26 protein-coding genes are annotated in these 26,738 nt (G+C 61.4%); 15 read left to right on the forward strand and 11 right to left on the reverse strand.

Annotated elements, in window-relative coordinates; genetic code table 11:
• Positions 1 to 12: 12 nt before the first annotated feature.
• The 3 genes from HJC00_RS01875 to ligD are packed head-to-tail and all read left to right on the forward strand — an operon-like array spanning position 13 to position 3,625.
• Positions 13 to 243 carry a DUF2188 domain-containing protein gene (locus HJC00_RS01875; protein WP_210629242.1) on the forward strand — a complete coding sequence of 77 codons (231 nt, stop codon included), beginning with the start codon at positions 13 to 15 and terminating at the stop codon, positions 241 to 243.
• Positions 244 to 261: 18 nt separating this feature from the next.
• Complete coding sequence (locus HJC00_RS01880; RefSeq protein WP_221163559.1) at positions 262 to 1,113, forward strand: Ku protein; 852 nt, start codon at positions 262 to 264, stop codon at positions 1,111 to 1,113.
• 1 nt (position 1,114) lies between these two features.
• A complete protein-coding gene (gene ligD, locus HJC00_RS01885) occupies positions 1,115 to 3,625 on the forward strand; it encodes a DNA ligase D (protein WP_221163560.1) in 2,511 nt (836 codons plus the stop codon).
• Positions 3,626 to 3,727: 102 nt separating this feature from the next.
• Here the strand turns inward: ligD and HJC00_RS01890 are convergent, their stop codons facing one another.
• The 5 genes from HJC00_RS01890 to HJC00_RS01910 form a co-directional block, all read right to left on the reverse strand.
• Positions 3,728 to 4,531 carry a Ku protein gene (locus HJC00_RS01890; protein WP_221145969.1) on the reverse strand — a complete coding sequence of 268 codons (804 nt, stop codon included), beginning with the start codon at positions 4,529 to 4,531 and terminating at the stop codon, positions 3,728 to 3,730.
• 91 nt (positions 4,532 to 4,622) lie between these two features.
• Positions 4,623 to 5,768 carry a right-handed parallel beta-helix repeat-containing protein gene (locus HJC00_RS01895; RefSeq protein ID WP_221163561.1) on the reverse strand — a complete coding sequence of 382 codons (1,146 nt, stop codon included), beginning with the start codon at positions 5,766 to 5,768 and terminating at the stop codon, positions 4,623 to 4,625.
• A gap of 222 nt (positions 5,769 to 5,990) precedes the next feature.
• Complete coding sequence (locus HJC00_RS01900; protein ID WP_210629247.1) at positions 5,991 to 7,013, reverse strand: ABC transporter permease; 1,023 nt, start codon at positions 7,011 to 7,013, stop codon at positions 5,991 to 5,993.
• Entirely contained in the window at positions 6,997 to 8,517 is a 1,521-nt protein-coding gene (locus HJC00_RS01905; protein WP_210629248.1) for a sugar ABC transporter ATP-binding protein, read from the reverse strand. Before HJC00_RS01905 ends, HJC00_RS01900 begins: the two co-directional genes overlap by 17 nt.
• Positions 8,518 to 8,684: 167 nt before the next feature.
• Positions 8,685 to 9,671 carry a sugar ABC transporter substrate-binding protein gene (locus HJC00_RS01910; RefSeq protein ID WP_221163562.1) on the reverse strand — a complete coding sequence of 329 codons (987 nt, stop codon included), beginning with the start codon at positions 9,669 to 9,671 and terminating at the stop codon, positions 8,685 to 8,687.
• A gap of 303 nt (positions 9,672 to 9,974) precedes the next feature.
• On the opposite strand from HJC00_RS01910, the gene HJC00_RS01915 reads away from it, so the two are divergent.
• From HJC00_RS01915 to HJC00_RS01955, 9 genes are all read left to right on the forward strand, one after another.
• Entirely contained in the window at positions 9,975 to 10,982 is a 1,008-nt protein-coding gene (locus tag HJC00_RS01915) for a LacI family DNA-binding transcriptional regulator (protein ID WP_221163563.1), read from the forward strand.
• Positions 10,983 to 11,206: 224 nt separating this feature from the next.
• The gene (locus HJC00_RS01920; RefSeq protein WP_221163564.1) at positions 11,207 to 11,938 is read left to right on the forward strand and encodes a FadR/GntR family transcriptional regulator; all 732 of its coding nucleotides are present in this window, start codon (positions 11,207 to 11,209) and stop codon (positions 11,936 to 11,938) included.
• Positions 11,935 to 13,521, forward strand: coding sequence for an ABC transporter substrate-binding protein (locus HJC00_RS01925; RefSeq protein WP_221163565.1), 1,587 nt, complete (start codon positions 11,935 to 11,937; stop codon positions 13,519 to 13,521). The genes HJC00_RS01920 and HJC00_RS01925 overlap by 4 nt, the downstream gene beginning before the upstream one ends.
• A gap of 96 nt (positions 13,522 to 13,617) precedes the next feature.
• Positions 13,618 to 14,577 carry an ABC transporter permease gene (locus HJC00_RS01930; protein ID WP_221163566.1) on the forward strand — a complete coding sequence of 320 codons (960 nt, stop codon included), beginning with the start codon at positions 13,618 to 13,620 and terminating at the stop codon, positions 14,575 to 14,577.
• Between the two features lie 3 nt (positions 14,578 to 14,580).
• A complete protein-coding gene (locus HJC00_RS01935) occupies positions 14,581 to 15,456 on the forward strand; it encodes an ABC transporter permease (RefSeq protein ID WP_221163567.1) in 876 nt (291 codons plus the stop codon).
• 19 nt (positions 15,457 to 15,475) lie between these two features.
• Positions 15,476 to 16,393 (forward strand): dihydrodipicolinate synthase family protein, encoded by a 918-nt coding sequence (locus HJC00_RS01940; RefSeq protein WP_221163568.1) that lies wholly within the window; start codon positions 15,476 to 15,478, stop codon positions 16,391 to 16,393.
• Positions 16,394 to 16,401: 8 nt separating this feature from the next.
• A complete protein-coding gene (locus tag HJC00_RS01945) occupies positions 16,402 to 17,421 on the forward strand; it encodes an ABC transporter ATP-binding protein (protein WP_221163569.1) in 1,020 nt (339 codons plus the stop codon).
• Positions 17,418 to 18,371: an ABC transporter ATP-binding protein gene (locus HJC00_RS01950; RefSeq protein ID WP_221163570.1), complete on the forward strand. Its 954-nt coding sequence runs from the start codon at positions 17,418 to 17,420 to the stop codon at positions 18,369 to 18,371. Before HJC00_RS01945 ends, HJC00_RS01950 begins: the two co-directional genes overlap by 4 nt.
• A gap of 10 nt (positions 18,372 to 18,381) precedes the next feature.
• A complete protein-coding gene (locus HJC00_RS01955; RefSeq protein ID WP_221163571.1) occupies positions 18,382 to 19,320 on the forward strand; it encodes a dihydrodipicolinate synthase family protein in 939 nt (312 codons plus the stop codon).
• A gap of 89 nt (positions 19,321 to 19,409) precedes the next feature.
• Here HJC00_RS01955 and HJC00_RS01960 read toward each other — a convergent pair whose 3' ends face one another.
• Positions 19,410 to 19,814: a RidA family protein gene (locus HJC00_RS01960; RefSeq protein ID WP_221163572.1), complete on the reverse strand. Its 405-nt coding sequence runs from the start codon at positions 19,812 to 19,814 to the stop codon at positions 19,410 to 19,412.
• A gap of 162 nt (positions 19,815 to 19,976) precedes the next feature.
• On the opposite strand from HJC00_RS01960, the gene HJC00_RS01965 reads away from it, so the two are divergent.
• A complete protein-coding gene (locus HJC00_RS01965; RefSeq protein WP_221163573.1) occupies positions 19,977 to 20,585 on the forward strand; it encodes a TetR/AcrR family transcriptional regulator in 609 nt (202 codons plus the stop codon).
• Positions 20,586 to 20,625: 40 nt separating this feature from the next.
• On the opposite strand, the gene HJC00_RS32300 is transcribed toward HJC00_RS01965, so the two are convergent.
• Positions 20,626 to 20,853, reverse strand: coding sequence for a hypothetical protein (locus tag HJC00_RS32300; RefSeq protein WP_184457179.1), 228 nt, complete (start codon positions 20,851 to 20,853; stop codon positions 20,626 to 20,628).
• Between the two features lie 210 nt (positions 20,854 to 21,063).
• Between HJC00_RS32300 and HJC00_RS01970 the strand changes: the two genes are divergently transcribed.
• Positions 21,064 to 22,320, forward strand: a complete 1,257-nt coding sequence (locus HJC00_RS01970) for an arsenic transporter (RefSeq protein ID WP_221163574.1) — start codon at positions 21,064 to 21,066, stop codon at positions 22,318 to 22,320.
• A gap of 392 nt (positions 22,321 to 22,712) precedes the next feature.
• Positions 22,713 to 23,786, forward strand: a complete 1,074-nt coding sequence (adhP, locus tag HJC00_RS01975) for an alcohol dehydrogenase AdhP (protein WP_210629262.1) — start codon at positions 22,713 to 22,715, stop codon at positions 23,784 to 23,786.
• Positions 23,787 to 24,106: 320 nt separating this feature from the next.
• On the opposite strand, the gene HJC00_RS01980 is transcribed toward adhP, so the two are convergent.
• The 4 genes from HJC00_RS01980 to HJC00_RS01995 all read right to left on the reverse strand — a co-directional run bounded on the left by HJC00_RS01980 (position 24,107) and on the right by HJC00_RS01995 (position 26,668).
• Positions 24,107 to 24,655 (reverse strand): DoxX family protein, encoded by a 549-nt coding sequence (locus HJC00_RS01980; RefSeq protein ID WP_247241680.1) that lies wholly within the window; start codon positions 24,653 to 24,655, stop codon positions 24,107 to 24,109.
• Positions 24,652 to 25,428, reverse strand: a complete 777-nt coding sequence (locus HJC00_RS01985; protein WP_221102922.1) for a DUF2063 domain-containing protein — start codon at positions 25,426 to 25,428, stop codon at positions 24,652 to 24,654. Before HJC00_RS01985 ends, HJC00_RS01980 begins: the two co-directional genes overlap by 4 nt.
• A gap of 2 nt (positions 25,429 to 25,430) precedes the next feature.
• Positions 25,431 to 26,318 carry a DUF692 domain-containing protein gene (locus HJC00_RS01990; protein WP_221163575.1) on the reverse strand — a complete coding sequence of 296 codons (888 nt, stop codon included), beginning with the start codon at positions 26,316 to 26,318 and terminating at the stop codon, positions 25,431 to 25,433.
• A gap of 62 nt (positions 26,319 to 26,380) precedes the next feature.
• Entirely contained in the window at positions 26,381 to 26,668 is a 288-nt protein-coding gene (locus HJC00_RS01995; RefSeq protein WP_210629265.1) for a DUF2282 domain-containing protein, read from the reverse strand.
• Between the last annotated feature and the right edge of the window lie 70 nt (positions 26,669 to 26,738).

Genomic DNA, 26,738 nt, shown 5'->3' on the forward strand with positions numbered 1-26,738 from the left:
AGGAGATCCGAAATGGCTGACATCACCTATCAGGTCGTGCCGCATGACAATGGCTGGGCCTACAAGCTCGGCGACACGTTGTCGGAAACCTATGCGACGGCTGAGGAAGCGATTGTCCACGCCAAGGATGCTGCGTCACGTCAGAAAATCGGCGATGGCGACGCGTTGCTCGCCTATCCTTCACCCGATGGCGGCTGGGCGTTTCAGGAACTCGAAACAGATAAGAGCAACAGTCGTCTGTGATTTGCAACGGAGGATGGCATGGCCGCGCGGGCAAGCTGGAAAGGTCATCTGAAGGTAGGCGACCTTGCTTGCGCCGTCGGGCTTTATACCGCCATCTTCTCCTCGGACCGGGTTTCCTTCAACATCATCAACCGCAGGACGGGACACCGGGTGGAACGGCAATTCGTCGACAGCGAGACCGGCAAACCGGTCGAGCGGGACGAGCAGGTCAAAGGTTATCAGATGGAGAATGGCGACTACGTCGTCATCGAAGGAGACGAGATCGCAGAGATCGTGCCGGAGAGCGACAAGCTGCTCAACGTCAAAGCTTTCATCGCCTATGACGATATCGACAAGCTTTATTTCGATCGTCCCTATTACCTCGCACCTGTCGACGAACATGATGAGGAGGCGCTGTCGCTGATCGTCCGCAGCATGCGCGACGGCAAGGTCGCGGCGCTCGCCGAAGCCGTGCTTTTCCGGCGCATCCGAACGCTGCTGATCCGGCCTCATGACGGCCGCATCATCGCGACCACGCTGAACTTCGACTATGAGGTGCGCTCGGCCGACTCGGTCTTCAAAGACATTCCCGACGTCAAGTTCGACAAGGAGATGCTCGAACTCGCCGGTCACATCATCGAAACCAAGCGCGGCAGCTTCGATCCGAGTGCCTACGAGGATCGCTACGAAGCGGCCCTCGTCGAACTGGTGAAAGCAAAGATCGAGGGCCGGGCAGCGCCGAAGAAGGAACCGGCGCCGGAGGGCAAGGTCGTCGACCTGATGGAGGCGCTGCGCCAAAGCGCGGGGATGAGCGGCAAGACGGCGAAGAAGGCGTCGGCAAAGAAGAAGGCGCCGGCGCGCAGCGATAGCCTAAGGAAGAAGGCAGGCTGAGATGGCCCTCGAGACCTATGAGGCGAAGCGCAATTTCAAACTCACTCCGGAGCCACGTGGTCGCTTGGGCCGCAGCAGCGGCAACAGTTTCGTCATCCAGAAGCATGATGCAACGAGGCTGCACTATGACTTCCGCCTGGAGATGGATGGGGTGCTGAGGAGCTGGGCCGTGACCAAAGGGCCGAGCCTCAACCCCGAGGACAAGCGCCTTGCCGTACACGTCGAAGATCACCCGCTTTCCTATGGCGATTTCGAAGGCATCATTCCAAAAGGTCAATATGGCAGCGGCACTGTCATCGTCTGGGATCGCGGCACTTGGACGCCCCTCGGCGATGCGCACAAGGACTATCGCGAGGGCCATATGGAATTCGAGCTCGATGGCGAAAAGCTGAAGGGCCGCTGGCACCTCGTGCGCATGCATGGCCGGCCCGGGGAAAAGCGGGAGAACTGGCTGCTGATCAAGGGAGATGATGCCGCGGCGCGCCACGACGGCGACATTCTTCAGGAGCGGCCGGAATCGGCAAAGACCGGCCGCCGGCTCGAAGAGGTGGCGGGAAATCCGGATACGACCTGGACCTCCAAGTCGAAAGACGGCAAGCCGGCTGCCGCTAAAAGACCGGCTTCAAAGGCCGAAGCCGCCGCACCAGGAGAACGCGACTGGCCGAAGGGTGCTCGCAAGGCCGCAATGCCCGATTTCATCGAACCGGCGCTTGCCAGGTTAAAGACGAAGCCGCCGGCTGGTGATCGCTGGATCCACGAAATCAAGTTCGACGGCTACCGGCTGCAGGTCAGGGTCGAGAACGGCAAGGTCAGAATGTTGACCCGCAGCGGCCTCGACTGGACGGAGAAATTCGGCAGCGAGGTGCTCGAGGCCTTTGCCGCCCTGCCGGTGCAATCGGGGGTGATCGACGGCGAAATCGTCGTCGAGCGCGATAGCGGCGCCTCGGATTTCTCGGCGCTCCAACGCGATCTGAGCGAGGGCCGCGACGATCGCTTCGTCTTCTATGCCTTCGATCTTTTCCACCTCGACGGCCACAGCCTGGTGAATGTGGCGCTCACCGATCGCAAGCAGCTGCTCGAAAGCCTGCTGCCCGACAATAACGACAAGCTGCGCTACAGCGCGCATTTCAACGAAAGCGGCGGCCTGGTGCTTGACCATGCCTGCCGGCTCAGCCTCGAAGGGGTGATTTCCAAACTGCGCGATAGCAAATACACGTCGGGACGCAAAGGCGATTGGATCAAATCGAAATGTTCGTACCGGCAGGAATTCGTCATCGGCGGCTACGTGCCGTCGACATCGATGAAGAATGCGATCGGCTCGCTGGCGATGGGCTATTACCAGGACGGCGAACTCAAACATGTCGGGCGCGTCGGCACCGGATATACGGCGGCGACCGCGCGGATGCTTTATGAGAAACTGTCGCGCCTGACGCAGAACGAGACATCATTCGACGACAAGCTGACATCGGAGGAGCGGCGCGGTCTGATCTATGTGAAGCCGCAGCTGGTTGGCGAGGTCGAGTTCCGCGCCTGGTCGGCCGATGGCAATCTGCGCCATGCCGCCTTCCGCGGTCTGCGAGAAGACAAGCCTGCGAAGGACGTGACGCGCGAGACGGAAAAGACCATGGCCCCTGCTCTGCCGAAATCGGCTGTGACACTCACCCATCCCGACCGCTTCTACTGGCCGGACGAGGGCGTTACCAAGGAGGGGCTGGCGAATTATTACGCCCAGGTCTGGCGCTTCATGGCGCCTTACGTCGTCAACCGGCCGCTGGCGCTCCTGCGCCTGCCGGACGGGATCAATGGCCGGCAGCGGTTTTTCCAGAAGCACGCCTGGAAGGGCATGAACCCGCATATCCAGGAGATTACCGATCCCAAGGACAGGCAGGGGGAGAAGCTGCTCAGAATTACCGATTTCGACGGGATCGTGGCGCTGGTGCAATCGGCCGCGCTGGAAATCCACCCCTGGGGCACAACGACCGACAATTGGGAAAAGCCCGATATGATCACCATGGACTTCGATCCCGATGACGGGGTGGCGTGGGCAGATGTGATCGCCGCTGCTTACCAACTGAAGGAGCGGCTGGAGGCCGAAGGCCTCGCCGCCTTCGTCAAGACCTCGGGCGGCAAGGGGCTGCATGTGGTGACGCCGCTCACGCCGAAGGCCAGCTGGGCCGAAGTGAAGGGTTTCGCCAAGTGGCTCGCCGACAGCATGGCCGCCGACGATCCCGACCGCTATCTGGCGACGGCAACGAAGGCCAAGCGCAAGGGGAAGATCTTCATCGACTATCTCCGCAACGGCCGCGGAAATACGGCGGTCGCGCCTTATTCGACACGGGCACGGCGAGGCGCCGCGGTCTCGATGCCGCTGGAGTGGAGCGAACTCACCGCCGACGTCGGACCGGCCTATTTCACGGTGGACAATACGCCGACGCGGCTCAACGCGTTGCCGCGAGATCCCTGGGACGGATTTTTCGCTGCAGCGAAACCGTTGGAAAAGAAGAAGCGTTAGAGCGTAAAATCATCCCGCTCTGACCTTTTGGATTTGCGCAATTCCAGGCAAAGCGCTTCGCTTTGCCTGGGAAAACCGCTTCGCACTTTTCCTGGAATTGCTCTAACGCGACTTCCGCCCGCTTTGCGAAACCAGGCTCTTCTTCAGCGCATCCATGATGTTGATGACGTTGCCGGTCGATTTTTCCGGTGCGGTTTTTTTGGCAGGCGCTGCCTTCTTCAGGCTCTTCTGTTTGCCGCGGATCATCGATTTCAGGCGCTTCTGGATCGGGTCCTGCACCATGGCCGGGCTCCAATCCTTCGTCTCTTCCTTCACCAGCCGCTTCATCAGCGTCAGCAGCTTGCTGTCGATCTCCGCCTTGTCGTCGATTTCGGCCGACGGTTCGCGCACCTCGTCGCCATAGCGCAGGGTCCAGAGCACGATGCCCTTGCCTTGCGGCTCCAGGAGCACGGCACGCTCGCGCCGATAGAGAACCAGGCGGGCAATGCCGACGACGTCGTTTGCCTTCATCGCCTCGCGGATGACGCAGAAGGCTTCCACGCCGACTTTGTCCTCCGGCGCCAGGAAATGCGGCTTGTCGTACCACACCCAATCGATCGAGCCACGCGGTACGAAGCTGTCGATATCGATGGTGCGGGTGCTGTCGAGCCCGACTTCCTCGATCTCCTCGTCTTCGAGAAGAACATAATCGTCCTCGCCGCGCGGATAGCCCTTGACCTGGTCCCTGTCGGCCACTGGTTTATGGGTAACGCTGTCGACATAGCGGCTTTCGACCCGGTTTTTCGTCTGGCGATTGAGGACGTGGAAACGCAACTTGTTGCTTTCGGTCGTTGCCGGCGTCAGCGAGACGGCGGCGGTGACGAGCGAGAGCTTGAGATAACCTTTCCAGAACGCCTGACGTGCCACGACTGTCCTGCCCTCCCGGACCGATGGAACTTGGCAGTCAACGGCAAAACCGGCCTTTGGTTCCGGGCCTGGCATACCGGGATTACTTGGTTCAGATCGAGAGATACCGCTTCTGCCACGGCAGCATCTTTTCCTGCCATGCGCGCGGCGTGAACTCGTCATAAGCGGTCTCGGCGATCGCCAGCATCCAATTGCGGCCCTTGCGGGCCAACAGCACGCAGGACAATTCCATGCCAGGCTCGACGGCAATGGAAGGGCGGTTAGCGCCAGGAATATCCAATCCCTTGTCGCGCCACTGGATGACGATCTCATCGGGCTCGGATGTCCATTCACCCGAGGCGACGGAGGCCTTGCCGTCGGTATTGAAGCGGAGCGGCGGCGCCACAAGGTTCAAGAAGCTGCCGTCATTATGGTAATTGCTGTCGATCTCGCCGGCGGTGCTCTTGCCCTTTCCCGCCAGAACCAAGTCCTGGCCGCATCGAATGAATATGTTGCGCCGGAGGCTCCCGGACCATGGACGATTGGCGAAAAAGGCGATGTCGCAGCCGCTGATGACGTTGTCGTGGATGTCGATGTCCTTGCGAAATGCCCGCTCCTGGTCGGAAAAGCCGCTCAGGCTAATGCCGCGATTGTTGTTCTCGATCCAATTGTCATAGACGTGATGGCCGGTACGGTCTGCCTTGTCGCCGATGCCGTAACCGAAGGAATAGTCGTTCATCCTGCCGTCGCGCATGATGTTGCTGCGCACCACGGCATCGTCGCCGATCGATGAAAAGGAGAAATTCTTGCCGCCGATGAAGTTGTACTCGACGAGATATTTCCGGGTTTTATCGCAGACCAGGGCGCCTTTGTTCGAGGTGCTCGTCGGCGACTGCAGGAAGAGGTTGCCGCGGATCACCACGTCCGAACTGATATTGTCGTCGCTGTTCTGATAGGCGAACTGGCAGCAGTCCGCGCCCTCGCCCGGAGCCGCCCCCATACGGTTGTTTTCCAGAAGAACGTTCTTCGTCTTCGTCAGATAAAGGCCATCGCCCCTGACATTCTCCGTTTCACAGCGTCTGACGACGAGGTTGCTGCCGTTGTGAAACTTGAAGCCACGAGGCGAGTTCTTGACGACGACGTCTTCGACCACCGTGTCGGAAAACACCTGATAGGCGACGCCGATATCCTCTGCACCGTCGATGACCTCAGCCCGGGTGGACGCGCCGTGAACTTTTTTTCGCAGGACTGCGGGCATCGGATCTCCATCGACGCGGTTACCGCAGCGCCGCGCATCGTCTCAGATGCGCCAAGGGTGCGGCTGGGCTTTGAGCTGCTGCAGCATTATCCTTAAATCAATTCCGATCTAAGACATACGCAGTCGCCTCGAATTAATGCAGGGCATGTGGCAGGAGTTTGACGGCCTGCCTCGACTTTGCACGCCGCCATGCGACCTCAGAGGCCCACGCCTTGCGATCGGTCACCGCGTTTCGAGTATCCGCATCAACCGGCCGCGATAGCTGTCCAGGATAACGGCAAGCACGATGACGGCGCCGATGACAATCGGCTTGATGTTGTCGTCGGCGCCCAGCAGCTGCAATCCCGTCGACAGCACCTGCAGAATGCAGGCACCGACCAGCGTTCCGACAATCGAGCCCTTGCCGCCCGAGAGGCTGGTTCCGCCGATAATGACCGCGGCGATGGCGTTCAACTCATAGCCGATGCCCGCAACCGGGCTGCCGACATTGAGGCGAAGCAGGTAAACCATGGCTGCGATGCCGGCGGTCAGGCCCGAGATGGTGAACACCGCGATCTTGTAGCGTTTCGGCTCATGCCCCGACAGCCGCACAGCCTCTTCGTTGGTGCCGATCGCGAAGACGAAACGTCCGAACACGGTATAACGCAGGACGAACCAGCCGGCGAGGACGACGATGATGGCAATCAGGAAGATCGACGGGAAGACGCCCCAGAAGATCAGGTTTCCGAAATCCACGAAAGGCTGCGGCAGGCCGGTGATGGTGGAGTTGTCGCTGACGACGCGGGCCAGGCCGCTGGCGACATTCAGCATGCCGAGCGTGACGATGAAGGACGGCAGTTTCCACTTTTCGCAGACCCAGCCGTTGATGGCGCCAAGGATCGCGCCGGTGCCCATCGAGGCGAGCGAAGCGAGCACGATCGCCTGCCAGGGCGAGAGCCTGGGGTCGATCATGATCGTCGCGCCGATGACCGTGCATAGCGCCAGCAGCGAGCCGACCGAGAGGTCGATGCCGCCGACCAGGATGACGAAGGTCATGCCCGAGGCAAGCACGGTGTTGATGGCAATCTGCACGAAGATTTTCAGGAAATTCTCAGGCGTCGCGAAATACGGCGCCGTCGCCGAGAAGAAGGCGACGATCAGGACGAGGGCGATGGCAACGCCTGCCTCTTTCATCGAGATCCGGATCAGCTTGTCCCAGAAGCCCGTCTCTTTCGCTTCGACCTTGGTTTCAATGTTGCCGGACACGACTGTACTCCTTGTAAGCGAGTGAGAGGATCCTGCTCTCTTCGAATTGATCCCGTGCGATTTCGCCGGCGATCTTGCCGTCCGACAGGACGATGATGCGATGGCAGATGCCAATGAGCTCCGGCAGATCCGAGGATACGACCAGAACACCCTTTCCTTCCGCGGCAAACTTCCAGAGAAGGTCGTAGATTTCGGCTTTCGCGCCGACATCGATGCCGCGGGTCGGCTCATCGAAAATCAGCACCTTGGGGCCGCGGAACAGCCATTTGGCGATCACCACCTTCTGCTGATTGCCGCCCGAAAACGTCCTGACCCGCTGATGGACGGATGGTGTTTTGATGCGCAACTCGCGCACGAGACGCTGCGCGTTTTCGTTCTCCATCCTGCGGCTGATCAGCCCCTTGCGGGAAATCTTGGCGAGATCGGTAACCGTGGTGTTTTCTGCGCAGCTCATGTCGAGCATCAGGCCCTGCAGCTTGCGGTCTTCCGTCGCCAGGCACAGGCCGGCGGCAACCGCATCTTTCGGCGAATGGATCGCAACCAGTTCGCCGTCGATGCGGATTTCGCCCCCGGCCTTGGCGTCGGCGCCGAATATGGCGCGGACCGCCTCTGTCCGGCCGCTACCCACAAGGCCGGCAATGCCGACGATTTCGCCCTTGGCCACTGAGAACGACAATTCCGGGCTGTTTCGGGTCACTTTCAGACCGGAAACGCCGAGCGCCTCGCCGAACACGGCGCTGTCACTGCGAAAGACGCCATGATCCGAGAGCGTTCGCCCGACCATCAGCTCGACGATGTCGGGGATGGCCAAGCCGGACAACGGTCGCGTGATGACATGCTGGCCGTCGCGCAGCACCGTCACATCGTCCCCGACTTCAAAAATCTCCTCGAGCCTGTGGGATATGTAAAGCGTCGTCACCCCACGCGCCTTCAGACGCTTCAGAATTTCGAACAGCCGGTCAACTTCCTTGGACGTCAAGGTTGCCGTCGGCTCGTCGAGAACGAGCAGCTTGCTTTCATAGCAGAGCGCCTTGGCGATTTCGAGCAGCTGCAACTGCGCGACGCTGAGACGGCTGGCGAGCGTCGTCGGCGCCACATCGAGGCCAACTTCCGCCAGCAATTCGGCCGCCCGGCGGTTCATCTGCCGGTAATCCACCAGGCCATATCGCCGCGGAAGATGTTCGAAGAGCAGATTTTCGGCGACGCTGAGATTGGAAAGGGGGTGGAGCTCCTGGTGGATGATGCGGATGCCGGCCTTGAAGGCCTCCAGCGGCGAGGCAGGATGATAGGGCCCGCCGTCAAATGTAATCTGCCCGTCGTCCGGCTTGAACACACCGCCCAGCAGGTTGATCAGGGTCGACTTGCCGGCACCATTCTCGCCCAGCAGGACGTGGCCCTTGCCGCGGCCGATCCGCATGGAAACATTCCTGAGCGCCACGACGCCCGGGAAGCGCTTGCCGATCCCCTCCAGCTTCAGGATGTGGTCATCTGCTGCGTCTGACACGTCCCACCTCGTGCATGATCTGTTTGAATTCGAGATGGCCACCATCCGAACATGCACACTCCCAAAGGCCCGCAACGAGCCTCATCGGGAGTAGACGCAATCGGTTGGCAGCTGTCAGCGCCGGCGGGCAGCCGGCGCCTCCTTTCGTCCTAGCTCGGCAATATCGATTATTTGAGGTCGCCGGCGGTAACGAGCTTGATGTCGGTCTTGACCCAGCCGGTGAATTTTTCGCCGGCCAGTTCACGCATACCATAGTCGATGCCCATGACCGCCATCTGCGCGCCATATTGCTCGACAGTGGCAAGCATCTTGCCGTCCTTGATCAGCGGCTGGACCGGCGGGATGTTGTCGAAGCCGACAACCTTGATCTTGCCGGCCTGGCCGGTTGCATCGAGAGCCTTGACGACACCGAGCGCCATGGAGTCGTTGGCCGCCATGACACCCTGAATATCCTTATATTTGGTCAGAAAGTTCGTCATGACGGTGTTGGCTTCTTCGGTCTCCCAATGGGCGGTCTTGCTGTCGAGAAGCTCGAGCTTGCCCGACTTGACGGAGGCCATGAAACCTTCCTTGCGCTCCTTGGCATTGTCGGCCTCGGGATTGCCCTCGAGGATGACGACCTTGGCGCCTGGGCCCAGATCCTTGGCCAGCGCGTCGCCGGCGAGCTTTGCGCCTTCGCGGTTGTCCGGACCGAAGAATGCCAGGTCGATACCGGCTGCCTTCTTGGCATCGGCATCGAGCGGCACGTCGATGTTGATGACCTTGACACCTGATTTCACGGCCTTCGCAAGCGGCGTCGCCATCGCCTTGGAATCGGCCGGGGCGACGACGATGATGTCGTATTTCTGCGTCACGAAGTTTTCGACGGCATCGACCTGGGCGGCAAAATCGCGCTCGTCCTTCATGCCGACGGCCTTGAAGTCGAACTTGTCCTTGTTCTCAGCCGCATATTTATCGGCGCCGGCCTTCATCTGCTTGAAGAACTCATTCGACAGAGACTTCATGATCAGGCCGACCTTCGGCTTGCCGGCCGCAAAAGCGGGCGACACGCCGCAAGACAGTGCGAGCACCAACGTGCCGGCAAGTCCAAGCTTCAATGCCGCACGGCGCAGCGTACGCATCAGGACGGAATCACGCTTCGTAGATTGGGACATTTCTCTCCTCCGAACGGTTCCGGGCCTATCCTCACCTGAGTGCCTTCGAAATGAACCGTTTCCAACAGCACTTGGGTAACAACGCCCCGCAGGATTGTCAAGGCAGCGAAAATGGCCGCATATGGAAGAATGAGGCGCCTGTTGATGAACCGTTTCCATTGAATGCCGGCGTTCCTCGTGTTATGCAAACGCCGTCAAATTGACTGCGGCCCTTTGACGAAGGCGATGGAGACCATTAGCTGAAGCCTCATCGGGTGCCTCCGCGTCCCCGAGACCCAAAATGAAGGGACATATTCTTCCATTATGCCAAAGGTCGGAATTCGAGACGTTGCCAAACTTGCCGGCGTTTCCACCGGGACCGTCTCACGGGTGCTGAATGACCACCCCGCCGTGACCGATGAACTGAGGGCACGCGTCAGACGCATCATCGACGAGCTCGGCTACAGGCCCGACCCGTCGGCCCGAAGCATGCGCAGCAAGGTCAGCCGGCTCATCGGCATCGTCATTCCCGATCTTACCAATCCGTTCTTCTCGGAACTCGTGCAGTCGGCCGAGCAGGCGGCGGCAAGCCATGGCTATAACATCATCGTCATGACTTCGTTTGACGATGCGACCAAGGAAGCAGACCGCATAGGTCAGCTGACAAGCCGAAAAGTGGACGGTATCATCCTGGTTCCCAGCAATGATTTCCATACGCTGAAGCTGCCGAAGGGCTTGCCGATCGTCGTCGTCGACCGCCTCATGCCAGGATATTCCGGGATCGCTTCAAACCACCGGGCCGGCGTGCGTCTCGGCGTCGAGCATCTCTTGAAGCTCGGCCATCGCCGCATCGGCTTCATCTCGGGACCGAGACATTCCGTGCCTGCCAACGATCGCCTTATAGGTTACCTTGACGCCATGGGGCAGCCCGACGACGGCGGACAAACAGGGTCGCCGCTGATCGCAGAGGCGGCTTTCGACTATGAAAGCGGACGATCGGCGGGAAACTATCTGCTGGCACGCGCCCGCAGCGAGCGGCCGACAGCCATTTTCGCAAGTTCGGATCAGCAGGCGATCGGCTGCATGAGAGCGGCACATGATCTGGGGATACCGATACCCGCAGCCCTTTCGATCGTCGGATTCGACGGCATCCCGCTCTCGAGCATGACCACGCCGCGCCTGACAACCGTCAAGCAGCCGATCCAAAAGATTGCCGCAGCAGCGGTCGCCGTCCTGCTGAACAGGCAACCGACGCCAGACCTCGACCACCCGATCCTGCTCGCTTGCGAGCTTTCGGAGGGGGAAACGACCGCTCCCCCGCAACCCGATTGAGCGCCGGGCCGTTCGTATGGTTTTCCGCTACTACTCACGCGGACGCGAGCTGCGTATCCGTCGCAACTCGCAGCGATCCTCCATCACCACAATGACTACTGCCAGCGCTCGGAGCGTGCGCGTCCGACCTCTCGCCGACATTCCGAAGCGAAGGAATGCTGTTGACGGATATCCTACAAGTGGATATCTCTCTAACATCTCCATTGCGGACGAAATGAGAACGCATGTCGCTGAAATCCATGAAACCCCTCGCCCGCGCGCCCCTACTTCACGTCTCCGTGCAGGAAAGCCTGCGGGCCTATATCAGCGACAACGGGTTGAAGCCCGGCACGCTGCTTCCGCCTGAATCCGACCTGGCGAACCAGCTCGGCGTCAGCCGCAATTCCCTGCGCGAAGGCATCAAGGCGCTGGAATCGCTCGGCGTGCTGGAATCGCGCCGTGGTGTCGGCATCTTCGTCAAGGCATTCTCATTCGAGCCGCTGCTCGACAATCTCGCTTATGGCCTCGGCGGCGCCTTGCGCCAGATCGAAGAAGTGATCGAGATCCGGCGAACGCTGGAAGTCGGGCTGATCGGCAAGACGGTTGAGATGATCGGCGACGACGATATTGCCGAGCTGCGCGCCACGGTGGAGCGCATGCGGGTCCATGCGGAACGGGGTAAATCCTTCGCCGACGAAGACCAGCTTTTCCACACCCTGCTCTTCCGCTGCCAGAACAACGAGACCCTTGCGCGGCTGATCGACGTGTTCTGGCTCGCCTTCTACAAGGCGTCCGATTTCGTCAACCTCGACAATGTCGACCCCGTCGCCACCTGGAGGGATCACGCGGCGATCGTCGATGCCATCGAGGCAAGGGATGTCGCGGAAGCGCAGAAGCGCCTGGACCGCCATTATGACGGCATTTCCCGGGTGATCGCAGCCAACAAGAAAAGTGCCAATGTGGGAGGAGCACAATGAAACGACTGCAAAGACTATCATCGGCCATCGCATTGAGTGCCTTGATGGCGACGACCGTCGCCCCGGCCTTCATCGGCCCAGCGAAGGCAGCCACGCTGTCCGGCGGCTTCGATGTCGGCCCGGGTGGTTTTCAGGGCAATTTCAATCCGCTTGCCGCAACGGGCGGCTTCACATGGCTCAGCGTCTATTTCGAGCCGCTGGTGACCTATGACGCGAAGCTCGAGAAGGTCGTCGGCCAGCTCGCTTCGTCCTACGAGGTCAGTCCCGACCAATTGACCTACGCCTTCACGCTTGCCGACGCGAAATGGCATGACGGCAAGCCCTTCACGGCAAAGGACGCCAAGTTCACCATCGAGCTCGCCAAGAACGCCAAGACCGGCTCCGTACTGGCAGCGCGGCTGAGCGCCGTTTCCTCGGTCGAGGCCAAGGACGACAAGACCCTGATCATCAAGCTCTCCGCCCCGTCCGCAAGCCTGATGGACACCCTGACGAAGGTGATGATGCTGCCGGAACACGCACTTTCGCAGATCCCGGCCGATCAGCTCGCCAAGAACACATGGTGGTCCACCGCGCCGATCGGCACCGGGCCGTTCAAGTTCAGCAAATATGTCACCGATCAATATGTCGAACTTGTCGCCAATACCGACTACCGAGGCGGCCAACCGGCGCTCGAAAAGATCATCAACCGCTATTTTGCCAATCCGGCAGCGGCGATCGCCGCACTTCGTGCCGGCGAAATCCAGTTCACCTACGTCGATTCCAACGATCTGAAGGCCTTCGACAACAACAAGGATTTCCGCGTCATCGAAGGCAACTCCTTCGTCGTCAACTATCTCGGCTTCAACCACGACTCGCCGATCTGGAAAGATGTTCGGGTCCGTCAGGCAGTGATGTACGCGATCAATCGCGATGCCATCATCCAGAGCCTTTACGGCGGCGCCGCCGAACCGGCAAACTGCGCCTATGTCGCCGATCAGGTGGTGCCGAAAGGCATCGAGACCTATGCCTATGATCCGGAAAAGGCCAAGCAGCTGCTGAAGGACGCCGGCTGGGATGAGATCAACGGCAACAAGCCGGTCACCCTGCTGACCTATTACACGACGCCGCTTGCCGCCAATGTCATGGCGGCGGTCCAGGCAATGCTCGCCCAGGTCGGCATCAACGTAACGCCGCGTGCCGTCGACACGCCGACCTATAACAGCATCGTGCTCAATCCGACGCCTGATGTCGCGCAGTTCCAGATGGTCTATGCCGGACTTCAGAACGGCCCGGATCCGGGCAGCATCAATGTCGGCCTCAACGAAAAGCAGATCCCGCCGGCCGGCCCGAACGTCGCGCGCGTGCGCATGCCGGTGCTGACGGCTGCTCTAGACGCAGCGCTTGGCGAGACGGATGCCGCAAAGCGCTCCGCCCGTTATCAGGATGTCTGCAAGGTGATGAACAAGGAACTGCCCTGGGGTCCGCTGTGGGTGGCGAAACGATATGGCGTCGCCTCCGCCAGGCTGAAGGACTTCATCTGGACGCCCGCTCCCGGTGGCGGCCCTTACCAGGCGCATCCGGAGAAATGGGCGATCGCCGAATAGGGCGTCACGCATCCTGAGAAGCAAAGGGCGGCCGGGTCACTGCAGCGCCACGCGTCTTCCGAGGCGCAGTGGCCCGCCCGCACGGGAACGGAATTCATGCTGAGATACAGTCTCCGGCGCCTGCTGATCGGAGTGGGCATGCTGCTTGCCTTGAGCGTGCTGATCTTCGCCATGCTGCGCCTCACGCCCGGCGATCCGATCGACGCCTATATCGATCCCAATATTCCGATGTCGTCGTCGGATCTTGCCGAGCTGCGCGCCACGCTCGGACTCGATCAGCCGCTGCCGGTGCAGTATCTTGGCTGGCTGCGGCAGGCGCTGACGGGAAATCTCGGCTATTCGATCAAGCGGCCGGACCAGCCAGTGCTCGGCCTCGTGCTCTCGCGCGTCGGCCCGACAGTGCTCTTGATGGGATCGGCGATTGCGATCGCGATCGTTGCGGGGATCGCCACCGGCGTCATCAGCGCGGTTCGCCGCAATTCCGTCGCGGACCTGTCCCTGTCAGTCTTCGCCGTCACCGGTATTTCAAGTCCACCCTTCCTCAGCGCCCTTGTCGGCCTCTATCTCTTTTCGGTCTATTTCAACTGGATGCCCTCGGGCGGCATGCTGACGCCAGGCCAGGAATTCTCCATCGCCGACCTTCTCCATCACCTGATCCTGCCCGCGACATTGCTGGCCGCCGCCCAGACAGCGCTGATCATGCGCTATATGCGCGCTTCCATGCTGGAGGTTCTGAGCCAGGATTATGTGCGTACCGCGCGCGCCAAAGGCGTCTTCGAATTCTGGGTCATCACCAAGCACGCCCTGCGCAACGCGCTGCTTCCCGTCATTACGCTGATCGGCTCGACCATCGGCCTTGCGATCGGTGGCGCGATCTTCATCGAAAGCGTCTTCAACTGGCCCGGCATGGGCCTGCTCATGGTCGATGCGGTGGAGGGCCGCGACTATCCGGTCATCATGGGTTCGACGCTGGTGATCGGTGCCTGCGTCATCGTCGTCAATCTTCTGACCGATCTAGCCTATGCGGTGGTCGATCCGCGGATCAAGGTGGGGTGAGCGATGCTGGCACGAAGCCCTGCCCGCAGCCCGGGCCCGATCATACGCTCCTTGCATCGCTTTCTGCTCAACCGGACCGCGCTGCTCGGCCTCGGCATGATCGCGCTGATGATCGTCGCAATCCTTTCCTATCCGCTGTGGTGGAGCTTCAAACCCAACGACATCGATCTCATGGCAATGAATGCGCAGCCGGGGCCGGGACACTGGTTCGGCACTGACGGGGTCGGCCGCGACATCCTTGCCCGGGTCCTGGACGGCGGTCGCATTTCGCTGCTGGTGGCCCTCACCTCGACCGTCATGTCCGCCATCATCGGTTTCCTGGTCGGCGCCGTCTCGACGCTTGCCGGCCGCTTTGCAGATGCGGTCACGATGCGGTTCGTCGATCTCGTCATGACGCTGCCGCCGGTCATCTTCCTGCTGGTGCTCGCCTCGATCGCCGGCACCGGCATCTGGCCGACGGTCTTTGTCATCTCACTTCTCTCCTGGCCTCTGCTGGCGCGCATGGTGCGCTCGCGGCTGCTCGAACTTCGCGAACGTGACTTCGTGATGGCCGCGAGAGGCATGGGGGCGGGTCTGCCGCATCTCCTCTTCCGCCACGGCCTGCCGAACTCGATCGACATCCTCGTCGTCTTCGCGACGCTGCAGATCGCCAATGCCATCCTGCTCGAGGCCGGCCTTTCCTTCCTCGGTCTCGGCATTGCGCCACCGGCGGCAAGCTGGGGCAACATGCTGAATGCTGCCCGCTCTACCGCCGTGCTCGAACAATATCCCTGGCAATGGCTGTTTCCCGGCGGATTCCTGGTGCTTGCCGTCCTTGCAATCAACTTCATTGGCGATGGTCTTCGTGATGCCTTCGACCCTCGCACCGAACTAAACTGACGATCGAAAGAAAGCGAAAATGAGCAAATTCAAGGGTGTCGTTCCTCCCGTCATAACCCCGCTGAACAAGGATTACACGGTCGATTACCCGTCCTACACACGGGTGCTCGAAAACCTGATCGAGGCCGGATGCCATGGCCTGTTCGTGCTCGGCTCGACCAGCGAGGTGATCTTCCACGACGAAAGGACCCGGAAGGAAATCATCGAGCACTCGGCCAAAGTCATCAATGGTCGCGTACCGCTGATCGTCGGCGTCATCGACCCAACCACCGACAGGGTCATCAACCATGCCAGGATCGCGAAGTCGGCCGGCGCCGACGCGGTTGTCGTCACGGCGCCGTTCTACACCGTCACCAGCCAGTCCGAGATCATCGATCACTTCCGCTATATCCGCGGTGCCGTCGACGTGCCGCTGATCGCCTACGACATTCCCGTCTGCGTGCATGTGAAACTGCAGCGCCAGACCAGCGTGACGCTGGCGAAGGAGGGAACGATCGTCGGCATCAAGGATTCGAGCGGCGACGACGGCAACTTCCGTTACGTGCTGCTCGATCTCGCCGGCAACAACGAGGTCTTCCTGATGACGGGCTCCGAAATCGTCGTCGACACGGCGCTGCAGATGGGCGCTCATGGCGTCGTGCCCGGCATCGCCAATGTCGATCCGCATGGCTACGTCAGGCTCTGGAACGCCGCCCAGCGTGGCGACTGGGTCGCGGCCCGCAAGGAGCAGGAGCGCCTCTGCCGGCTCTTCGAGATCGTCTCAGTCGGGGCGGGCCGCGTCAGCGGCGGCGCCGCCGGCATCGGCGCCTTCAAGGCGGCGATGAAGAGCCTCGGCATCATCGACACGGCGCTGATGCCGCGTCCGAGGGCGGCTCTCAACGAGACTGAAACGACTAGGATCGACGAAATCCTGCGCGCGACCGGCCTGCTTTCCTGATGGATGCCATGCAACAGACCGCCGACACCATTCTCGACGTCAAAGGGCTGCGGACCGTCTTCCGTATCCGCTCGGGCGAAGTGACGGCGGTGAACGGCATCGATCTGACGGTGACTGCCGGCGAGACGCTTGCGCTTGTCGGCGAGTCCGGTTCAGGCAAATCGGTCACCAGCCTTTCGGTCATGCGGCTTCTGACCCGCAATATTGGTGCGATCGCCGCCGGCAGCATCCATTTGAAGCGCAAGAACGGTACGGTCAGCGATCTTGCCGCGCTCATCGAAGAGGACATGCGTGCCATTCGCGGCAATGACATCGGCATGGTCTTTCAGGAGCCGATGTCGAGCCTCAACCCGGTCTACACGATCGGCGACCAGATTTCGGAGCCAATCCGCATCCATCGCCGGGCGGCCCGGAAGGCCGCCATGGATGTGGCCGCCGCCCTTCTCGACAGCGTCGGCATTCCCGATGCCGGGCGCCGCGCCGGTCAATATCCGCACGAGCTCTCCGGCGGCATGCGCCAGCGCGCCACGATCGCCATGGCCCTTGCCTGCGACCCGACGCTGCTGATCGCCGACGAGCCGACGACGGCGCTCGACGTCACCATCCAGGCGCAGATTCTAGCCCTTCTGCAGACGCTGCAACGCGAACGCGGCATGGCCATGCTCTTCGTCACCCATAATCTCGGCGTCGTCGCCGAAATCGCGCATCGGGTGGCGGTGATGTATGCCGGCCGGATCGTCGAGACCGGGCCGGTGGCCGAGGTTTTCCGCAATCCGAGACATCCCTATACGATCGGCCTCCTGGCCTCGATGCCGAAACTCGGCGATGCGAGCCGGATGAAGCAGGCGGGCGAAAGGTTGGCGGCCATTCCCGGCGTCGTGCCGAGTCTGATGAACATGCCGGCCGGCTGCGCTTTCCAACCACGCTGCAAATTTGCCATCGACTCCTGCCGCCCGGCGGTGCCACCGCTGGCCGAGGTCAATCCGCGCCACCACAGCCGCTGCATTCGCTGGCAGGAGATCAGATGAGCGAGCCCCTTCTCTCCGTCCGCGATCTCGGCAAACACTATACGTCCCGCGGAACCAGGCTGACCGTCCTGCAGGCCATATCCTTCGATATCGGCAAGGGCGAGGTGGTCGGGCTGGTCGGCGAATCCGGCAGCGGCAAGACCACGATCGGCCGATCGGTCCTGCGGCTGGTCGAACCGTCGGCCGGCAGCGTCCGCTTCGATGGTACCGAACTCACCGCCTTGTCCTCATCCGAAATGCGGCGTCTGCGGCCCCGGATGCAATATATTTTCCAAGACCCGTTCGCGAGCCTGTCGCCGCGTATGACAATCGGCGAAATCCTGACCGAGGGGCTGAGGATCCAGGGCTTGGGGACGGCAAGAGAGAGATTAGAACGTGCCCGCGAGGCGCTCGAACAGGTCGATCTTCCGCCGGACGCCGTCAACCGGTATGCCCACGAATTCTCGGGCGGCCAGCGGCAGCGGATCGGCATCGCGCGCGCGCTGACGCTCGCGCCCGAATTCATCGTCGCCGACGAGCCGGTCTCGGCGCTCGATGTTTCGATCCAGGCGCAGGTGATCAATCTTCTGCGCGACCTGCAGCAGCGCCTTGATCTGGCCATGCTGTTCATCAGTCACGACCTCGCCGTGGTCGAATATATCTGCGACCGGGTGATCGTGCTCTATCTCGGCCGGATCATGGAAATCGCGCCCAGTGCCGCGCTTTATGCCAGGCCGCTGCATCCCTATACGCGGGCGCTTCTCTCCGCGATCCCCTCGTCCGATCCCGATGCGCCGCGCGATCGCCAGATCCTGAAGGGCGATATTCCGGGCCCCGCCAATCCGCCGAGCGGTTGCGTGTTCCGCACGCGCTGTCCAAATGCTCTGCCCGCCTGTGGCGAGACCGTGCCGGAGCTGCGCGAAATGAAGCCCGGTCATTTCAAGGCCTGCATCCGTGATGACCTGAATTGAAGGACGTGCGATGACCGCCACGACCCGCCGCCACCCGATCGCGGGCAACTGGGCAAGCCTGCTGCTGCCCATCGCCGACGACGACAGCATCGATTTCGAAAAGCTCGCCGAGGAAATTGACATACTGATCGCCGCCGGGGTCGACGGCATCTATTCGAACGGCACGGCGGGAGAATTCCACAACCAGAGCGAAGCGGAGTACGAGCGAATTCAGGACGTGCTGGTCTCGCGTTGCCGCGCGGCCGGAATGCCGTTCGTCATCGGCGCCTGCCAGCCCGATCCGATGATCATGCTCGATCGGCTGCGCCGTGCAACCGTTCATAAGCCATTGGCGCTTCAGGTAATCCTCCCCGACTGGTGGCCGCTCACCAATCTCGAAGCCATCGATTTCCTGAAACGGGCATCAGACGTCGCCCAAGGAATCCCGCTCATCCTCTACAATCCGCCGCATGCGAAACGTGTCCTGTCGCCAGCCGAGCTCAGCGAGGTTTGCGGCCCCTGCCCGTCAGTGGTCGGGATGAAGGTCGCCGATGGAGACGATGCCTGGTTTTCGCAGGCGCGAGCACACCTTTCCGAATTTTCGCTGTTCATTCCAGGCCACCATCTCGCAACCGGCATGAAGCAGGGGGTGGCCGCCGGGGCGTTTTCGAACGTTGCCTGTCTCCATCCCCGCGGCGCGCAGGCCTGGACAGAGCTGATGCGCAGGGATCTCGAGGCGGCGCTCAACATCGAAAGCCGCATCTGCGCCTTCATGGACAATCACATCGTCCCGTTTCGCCGTGACCGCGGCTATTCAAATGCCGCCCTCGACAAACTGCTCGCTGTCATCGGCAACTGGGGCCCGGTCACGACCAGGCTGAGATGGCCTTACCGCTTTGTCGACGAGCGAGAGGCGGTGTTTTTGCGCGATCGCGCCCGCAGGATCATCCCGGAGCTCTTCCCCCGATAGGTCGCGAGTCGAACGATGATTGCATCGTCCGGCACCCGTCTATTGTCACAGTCCAACCATGCAGCCCGAACGGGATGCCTGGCATCATCCTAAAATCGGGCGGTGGACGGGATGCGGGCAATGACCTTGATCTCGAAATCGAAGCCGGCCAGCCAGTTCACGCCGATCGCCGTCCAGTTCGGATAGGGTGGCTTGCTGAAAAGCTCCTGCTTGATGGCCAGGATTGTTTCAAACTGGTTTTCGGGGTCCGTATGGAACGTCGTTACATCGACGATGTCGTCGAGGCCGCAGCCTGCAGCATCCAGCGTTGCCTTCAGGTTGTCGAAAGCCAGCCGAACCTGGCGTTCAAAGTCGGGTTCAGGCGTACCATCGGAACGGCTGCCGACCTGGCCGGAGACGAACAGAAGATCGCCAGTTCGGATGGCGGCCGAATAGCCGTGTTTTTCGTAAAGGGCATTCCTGCCTGCGGGAAAGATTGCTTCGCGTTGGGTCATTTGTCGATCCTTGTCGTTGATGGAACACCAATGAGCAGCAGGCCGTCTAAGGAGCTTCACAGCCCGCCGCGTTATCTGATATACGGTGCGTATATGAAATGCCTGCATACGGGCCGTATGTCAAGTTCATATACGGAACGTATACCAAAATTTGGAGACGAGATGGTCAAACGGCGCAGCGAGACGATGGAGGAAAATCGTATGAAGCTGATCGCGGCCGGGCGAAAGGCTTTTGCCGAGAAGGGATACGCGGCCGCGTCGATGGATGAGCTGACCGCAGAGGTAGGCCTGACGCGCGGAGCGCTGTACCACAACTTCGGAGACAAGCGCGGGCTGCTTGCGGCAGTCGTCGATCAGATCGACACGGAAATGGCGTCCCGCGCCCAGGAGATCGGCGCCCGTGCGGGTGATGACTGGCAAGGTCTGCTCGCAGAGGGCGCGGCTTATATCGAAATGGCGCTTGATCCGGAGGTCCAACGCATCGTTCTGCTCGACGGGCCTGCCGTATTGGGTGATCCGTCACAATGGCCGAGCCAGAGCAGCTGCCTTCAGGCAACCAGGCGGACAATCGATCGCCTTATCGCGCAGGACGCCCTCAAGCCGGTCGACGCGGAAGCAGCCGCCCGGCTGCTCAACGGTGCCGCGCTCAATGCCGCCCTCTGGATCGCTGCCAGTGACGAGCCGCAGGATGTGCTGCCGAAAGCTGTCGAGGCCTTCGGCGCCTTGGCTGCAGGCCTTCTCAAGGCGTCGGCGGCAAACCGGGAATCTTGATGGGAGAGATGCGCTGCGGAGTGGGCCAACACTGTGTCTGTCACCAGTAGCTCCCGAAAACCAGAAAAACCGCACCGACCGCGATGACAACCAGGGCCGGCCAGTTCCGCGCCAAGCTGAGAAATCTCAGCCCTTGGCGCCGCGGTTCAAGCGTGGCGCCGCCTTGCGGCATCAGGTGCGGATCACTCGGCTTTCGACGAAGCGTCGGCCGCAAGAGAAAAACAAGGCCGCCAATTATGAGAGCGGCGCCAATCAGAACTGCCCACATCGTCACCTCCGCCGGAGATACGTGGTGCGAGTTAAACCAGATCCTGCTGTGATTGTTCCGTTGGCCGATTGAGCTGCTGCTTCTGGTATTAGCGGCTTTTCAAGATAATCGGATTTGTCACTGCCCGACCAAACATGTATTCGATCCCGAAAAGCTCTTGCATCAACCTTGGCGGCTGTTCTGCCGCGCCCCAACCGAACGCGATTGCAAATGATTGAACATTCCATGACCTGGGGGATCGCCGGCCTCACTGCGATGGGCGTCGTCGTCCGTCCCTTTCGGTGGCCGGAAGCGATCTGGGCCGTCTTCGGCGCCCTGCTCCTGCTCGCCTTCCGCCTGCTCGGCCCCCATGATGCCCTGGTAGGCGTCGCCAAGGGCGGCGACGTTTATCTCTTTTTGATCGGCATGATGCTGCTGTCGGAACTTGCCCGGCGCGAAGGCCTGTTCGACTGGATCGCCGCCATTGCAATCGCCTACGCCAAAGGATCACCCCGGCGTCTCTTCGTGCTGGTCTATCTTGTCGGGGTGGTTGTCACCGTCTTTCTTTCCAACGATGCGACAGCCGTGGTGCTGACACCGGCCGTCTATGCCGCCTGCCGGACGGCGCGGGTGAAGGACCCGATGCCATATCTGTTGATCTGCGCCTTCATCGCCAATGCCGCAAGCTTCGTTCTGCCAATTTCCAATCCGGCCAATCTGGTGATCTTTGCCGGCGGTGACATGCCGCCGCTGTCCCGTTGGCTGTCGACATTCATGCTGCCGTCGATCATTTCGATCGTCGCCACGTTCCTTTGCCTCTACTGGACGCAGCGCAGCGCCCTCGCAGAAGACACTCTTGCCGCGGACACGCAACGGGCGCCCCTCTCCCACAGCGCCCGGCTGGCGGGATGGGGAATCCTGCTGACGGCCATTATTCTTATCGCGGCGTCGGCGATGCATGTCGATCTCGGCGTGCCGACCTTTGTTGCAGGCACGATCACCACCGCGATCGTTCTGATGCTCACGCGGCAAAGCCCGGCCGAGACGATGAAGGGCATCAGCTGGAGCGTTCTGCCGCTGGTCGCCGGCCTATTCGTCATCGTCGAATCTCTCGATCACACCGGCCTGACGAACATTCTCTCTGATCAGATGGCTGCGCTTGCCTCGTCCTCGCCATCGCAGGCGATCGGCGTGGCGGGCCTTCTCGTCGGCGTGATCTGCAACCTCGTGAACAATCTTCCCGCCGGACTGCTTGCCGGCAGCGTGGTTCAGGCGGCCGGCGTCTCCGACAAGATCGCCGGCGCCGTGCTGATCGGCGTCGATCTCGGCCCCAATCTGTCGGTGACGGGGTCGCTGGCAACGATCTTGTGGCTGTCTGCGCTGCGCCGCGAAGGCCTGCATATCGGCGCCTGGACGTTTCTAAAACTCGGAACCGTCGTCATGTTCCCCGCGCTCATTCTGTCTCTGGCATCGCTCCTTCTGTTTTGATTGCCTACAGGCGCTGCGCCTGCGTTACCGAGAGCGGTTCAGCTTTTTGGAAGCGCAGACGCCGCGATTGGCGCTCAGACGGTTCGCGAGAAAATGAAGCAGCTTCTGCTTGAAGCGGCAAGGTCCCTCGACGAGGCCGGCTAAGGCCTTCCCGGGTGATGTGCGCCAGGCTGCCGGCACTTTCGTGCAGGAGACATCTCATGGCCGCTCCCATTCCCGTGGTGCCTCCAGACATGCCGGTTTCGTATCCGGCCTCTCTTATTGATGGCTGCCAGAACAGTCTCCCCCTTCCCTCTGGGTCAACGGGGCCGCTCTTTGCGATGGGTCAATGTGGCGAGTGTGCGATGCCTGCATTATCCGAGCCGGATAATCATCGTGAAGGGACGAAGATCATGACGAGCAAGATGATGAAGGCGGCAGTGGTTCGGGAGTTCGGCAAGCCGCTCGCAATCGAATGCGTGCCAGTGCCTGTTCCGGGCCCAGGTGAAATCCTGGTGAAGGTCGCTGCCTGCGGAGTATGCCATACCGATCTGCATGCCGCCGAGGGCGATTGGCCGGTCAGACCGTTGCCGCCCTTCATTCCCGGTCACGAAGCGGCCGGGGTCGTTGCTGCTCTCGGTCCCGGCGTCACCGAATTCAAGGAAGGCGACGCCGTCGGCGTCGCCTGGCTGCACGATGCCTGCTTGCGCTGCGAATATTGCGAAACCGGTTGGGAAACCCTCTGCGAACACCAGCACAATACCGGCTACAGCTGCAATGGCGGCTTTGCCGAATATGTCATTGCCTCGGCCGCTTTCGCCGCCCGCCTTCCTGCCGGTGTCGATTTCGCGGAGATCGCGCCAATCCTCTGCGCCGGTGTCACGACCTATAAGGGGCTGAAGGAAACCGAAGCGCGGCCCGGCGAATGGGTGGCGATATCGGGCGTCGGCGGCCTCGGCCATGTTGCGATCCAATATGCCAAAGCGATGGGTCTCAAGGTGGTTGCTCTCGATGTCGCTGCCGCCAAACTCGACCTTGCCCGCCAGGTCGGCGCCGATCTCGCGCTCAACGCACGCGCTGAAGACACCGTCGAGAAGGTGCTGAAGGCAACAAGCGGCGGTGCGCATGGTGTTCTCGTCACCGCCGTCTCGCCGCCCGCTTTCTCGCAGGCGCTCGGCATGGTGCGTCGCAAAGGCACCGTCAGCCTCGTCGGCCTGCCGCCGGGCAACTTCCCGACACCGATCTTCGATGTCGTGCTGAAGCGCATCACCGTACGCGGCTCGATCGTCGGCACGCGCCGCGATCTCGATGAGGCGCTGGCTTTCGCTATCGAAGGCAAGGTTCGCGCCGAAATCTCCAAGGCGCCACTCGACAACATCAACGATATCTTTGCCGATCTCAAAGCGGGAACGATCGAGGGCCGCACAGTGCTCGATATCGCAGGAGAGGCGAGCATCTTCGCAGCGCGGGACCAGTCCGCAGCATAGCTGGCGCGCTGCGTGTCTCCGCCGCGCTCGGGGGAGCGGCGGAGACACTTCGCTTCGAAAACCGGAGCGCCTCGGCCCGGCCAATCCGGTGGACGGGGCAAGGCCCAGGCTGGGGCTGAGATCGAAACGCTGGTCGGTTCCGGCTGCGCTTCGAGTTCCTTCCATTGCTGACGTTGATCACAGCACCGGGCGCTAGCGTGTTGGATGCCAGCACTGCGGCAGGATCGCAGGACCATGAGATGGTCGAGAGCGTGGCAGCCGCCGACGCCATTGACGCCGGACAGTTCTACGCCAGCATCTTTCCGGTCCGGCGCAAGGCTTCATCCCGGCTGAGCGCCGCCTCGGGGAGATGACGCGTGTGGCCGCCGCGTCATTTGCGGCGCTGCAAAGACAAACGGATCAACCGCGATCTTGCCCCCACCGAACACGACCAATGCCAGCGCCATTGCCGCCCAGGGCAAGTGAAAATTCGCCCAGCCATCCGGGATGGTGAGCTGGATGATCGCCGTCATCAGAAGCAGACCGAGAGCAGCGAAGCGTGTGGCCAGGCCGAGGATCAGCAGAATTGGCAGGACCAATTCTCCGATTCCGGCGGCCGTCGCCATCGTCAGAGGAAACGGGTAGGCGACTGCGCTGCCGAAGACATGAAGCTTGAACTCCTGCTCGAAAAGATATCTTGCGCCCGATGAAAGCGTCAGGAAGCCGTCCCATTTCGTCAGCCCCGACTTGAAGAAGGGAATAGCCAGCGCAAAACGCAATGCCAAGAGCGGCAGCGACCTGGGAACGGAGGCGAGCAGGCCTTCCGCACGCGTGACGAGGGAGGCAGCGGCCGCACCAAAGCCGTACGAAGGGACCATTTCGGTTTTCATGTGGAGTTTCCTTTATACTGTTGAAGGGTGCTGAACGCGCCGAGACCGGCAAGGCCGACCAGCGCCGTTCCGAAATCGAATTCGGGGGCAGCCGCAAATGCCGCCTCTGCCGCCTCGCCAAGAGTGGCGGCATTGAACAAGGCGGCTGCAAAAACGGCGTCCCGCGGCGGCAGGATATGAACATTCACCGACATCTCCGGTCGCACGACCAGGACCGCTTGGCCGCCCCAGTCGGAGACCGGCGAAACCATCTCCTCTTGATGTGCGCTCCAGATCGAACCAACCGGAAAATTCGATAGGATCAGGTGCGCCGAGGGGTGCGGGACGAGCCGCAAATCCGAAAGAATCTCGGGCGCCACGGCTCTCAGTGCCGCAGGATCGAGAGACGCGCTGTCTGCGGCGTGGTAAGCCTCCGTCCAAGCGGCCTCGAGCCGGGCGACGTCAGGCAGGTAGACAAGCGTGCCTGCAGGCTCGAAAGCTGTGATGAAGTCGGGGAAATCGTCGCCATATTCCATGATCAGCGGCGAGGCCGGCTTATGATTCTGGGCGTAGGCCCGCGCCATGGCCGCAAAGAATTCCGAACCGACGAGCCTCTCCGTCACCGGAAAGCGTTGCGCCAGCGCCTTTGTCAGCCCGACGAATACATTGTTGCGGTATACGGCAAACCGCGCCGCGTCGGGCTTGCCGCGTGCATTGATCACGCCGTCCGGCACCGGCCGCTCGGCATGCAGCAAGGCATCGGCGAAGGCGGTTTGGCAAGTTGGGAAATCCATCGTCACGCCGCCCGGGTCCGGTGCCCGCCGCGGCGAAACGTTTCGGCGGCGAGCATCGCATCCACACGTTTCGCCTCTGAATACAGTGTGGCGAAATCCGGAACATTATTGTCCCATTCAATCAGCGTCGGGAGTGCGCCGGTGCGCGCGAGGGTATGTTCGTAGAGCGCCAATACATCGCTCTTCACGGCCGTCGCGTGCGCGTCAATCAGCAGCCGGTCGCCGGTGGAGTCGACGGTTTCGTCGTAGCCGGCAAGGTGAATCTCGCCGACGAGATCGACCGGAAAACGATCTATATAGGTGGCGGCATCGAGCCGGTGGTTCACCGCCGAGACCATCACATTGTTGACGTCGAGCAGAAGGCCACAGCCCGTCCGCTGCGCGATCGCCCCCAGAAAATCCACTTCATCGATCGTACTGTCGGCGAATAGTGTATAGGTGGAAGGGTTTTCCAGCAGCAATTGTCGCCCGAGCGCCTGTTGCGTTTCATCGACATGGTCGACGACGCGTGCCAGCGTTTCTTCCGTGTAGGGTAGCGGCAACAAATCGTTGAGAAATCCCGTTTCATGCGTCGACCAGGCCAGATGTTCGGAAAAGCTCTGCGGCCGATAGCAGTCGATCAAGCTGCGAAGTCGATTCAGATGCGCCGTGTCGAGCCCGCGCGCCGCGCCGATCGACAAGCCGACACCGTGCAGCGACAGCGGATAGTGTTCCGTGATGGCTTGGAGATAGCAATGCGGCGGCCCACCTGCGCCCATGTAGTTCTCGGCATGGACCTCAAAGAAGCCGACATCCGGCAGATCGGCCAGAATAGTGTCGTAATGCTCGGGTTTTAAGCCGAGGCCGGCCCGCGCAGGCAGGAGGACAGGTCGGTTTGTTGAAGCGGTCATCGCAATTCTCCCGATTTGGCCAGAAAAGATGGAGGCCCGGGTGTCGGGCCTCCGCTTTCGGGTCAGCCTTTGGTCGGCTCGAGCTTACCCATGTGGCCGTTGACATTCATGCTGACACAGGTGCCGGCCGGGACGGCCTTCCAGGCGTTCCCCTGATAATCCATCGTCGATGTCCCGGCGCAGGTCGTGCCGGCACCGGCGGCACAATCATTGTGACCCTTGAGCGCGATGCCATAGCATTTCTCGTTGCCCACCATTTTCTCCGCCGGCAGCGGCGCGGCGAAGGCAGCGGATGAAATCGCAGTGGCGAGCGAGCCTGCGAGGGCGAGGGTGAGAGTGGAACGGTTCATGGATGGTCCTCTTGCAAATATCCGCGCACCGGTCATCGGCCGCGTAATCCCTCTTTCGAGCCGACGATCC

The sequence above is a fragment of the Rhizobium sp. NLR22b genome, from assembly GCF_019685295.1.
In the GTDB taxonomy this organism is placed as follows: domain Bacteria; phylum Pseudomonadota; class Alphaproteobacteria; order Rhizobiales; family Rhizobiaceae; genus Rhizobium.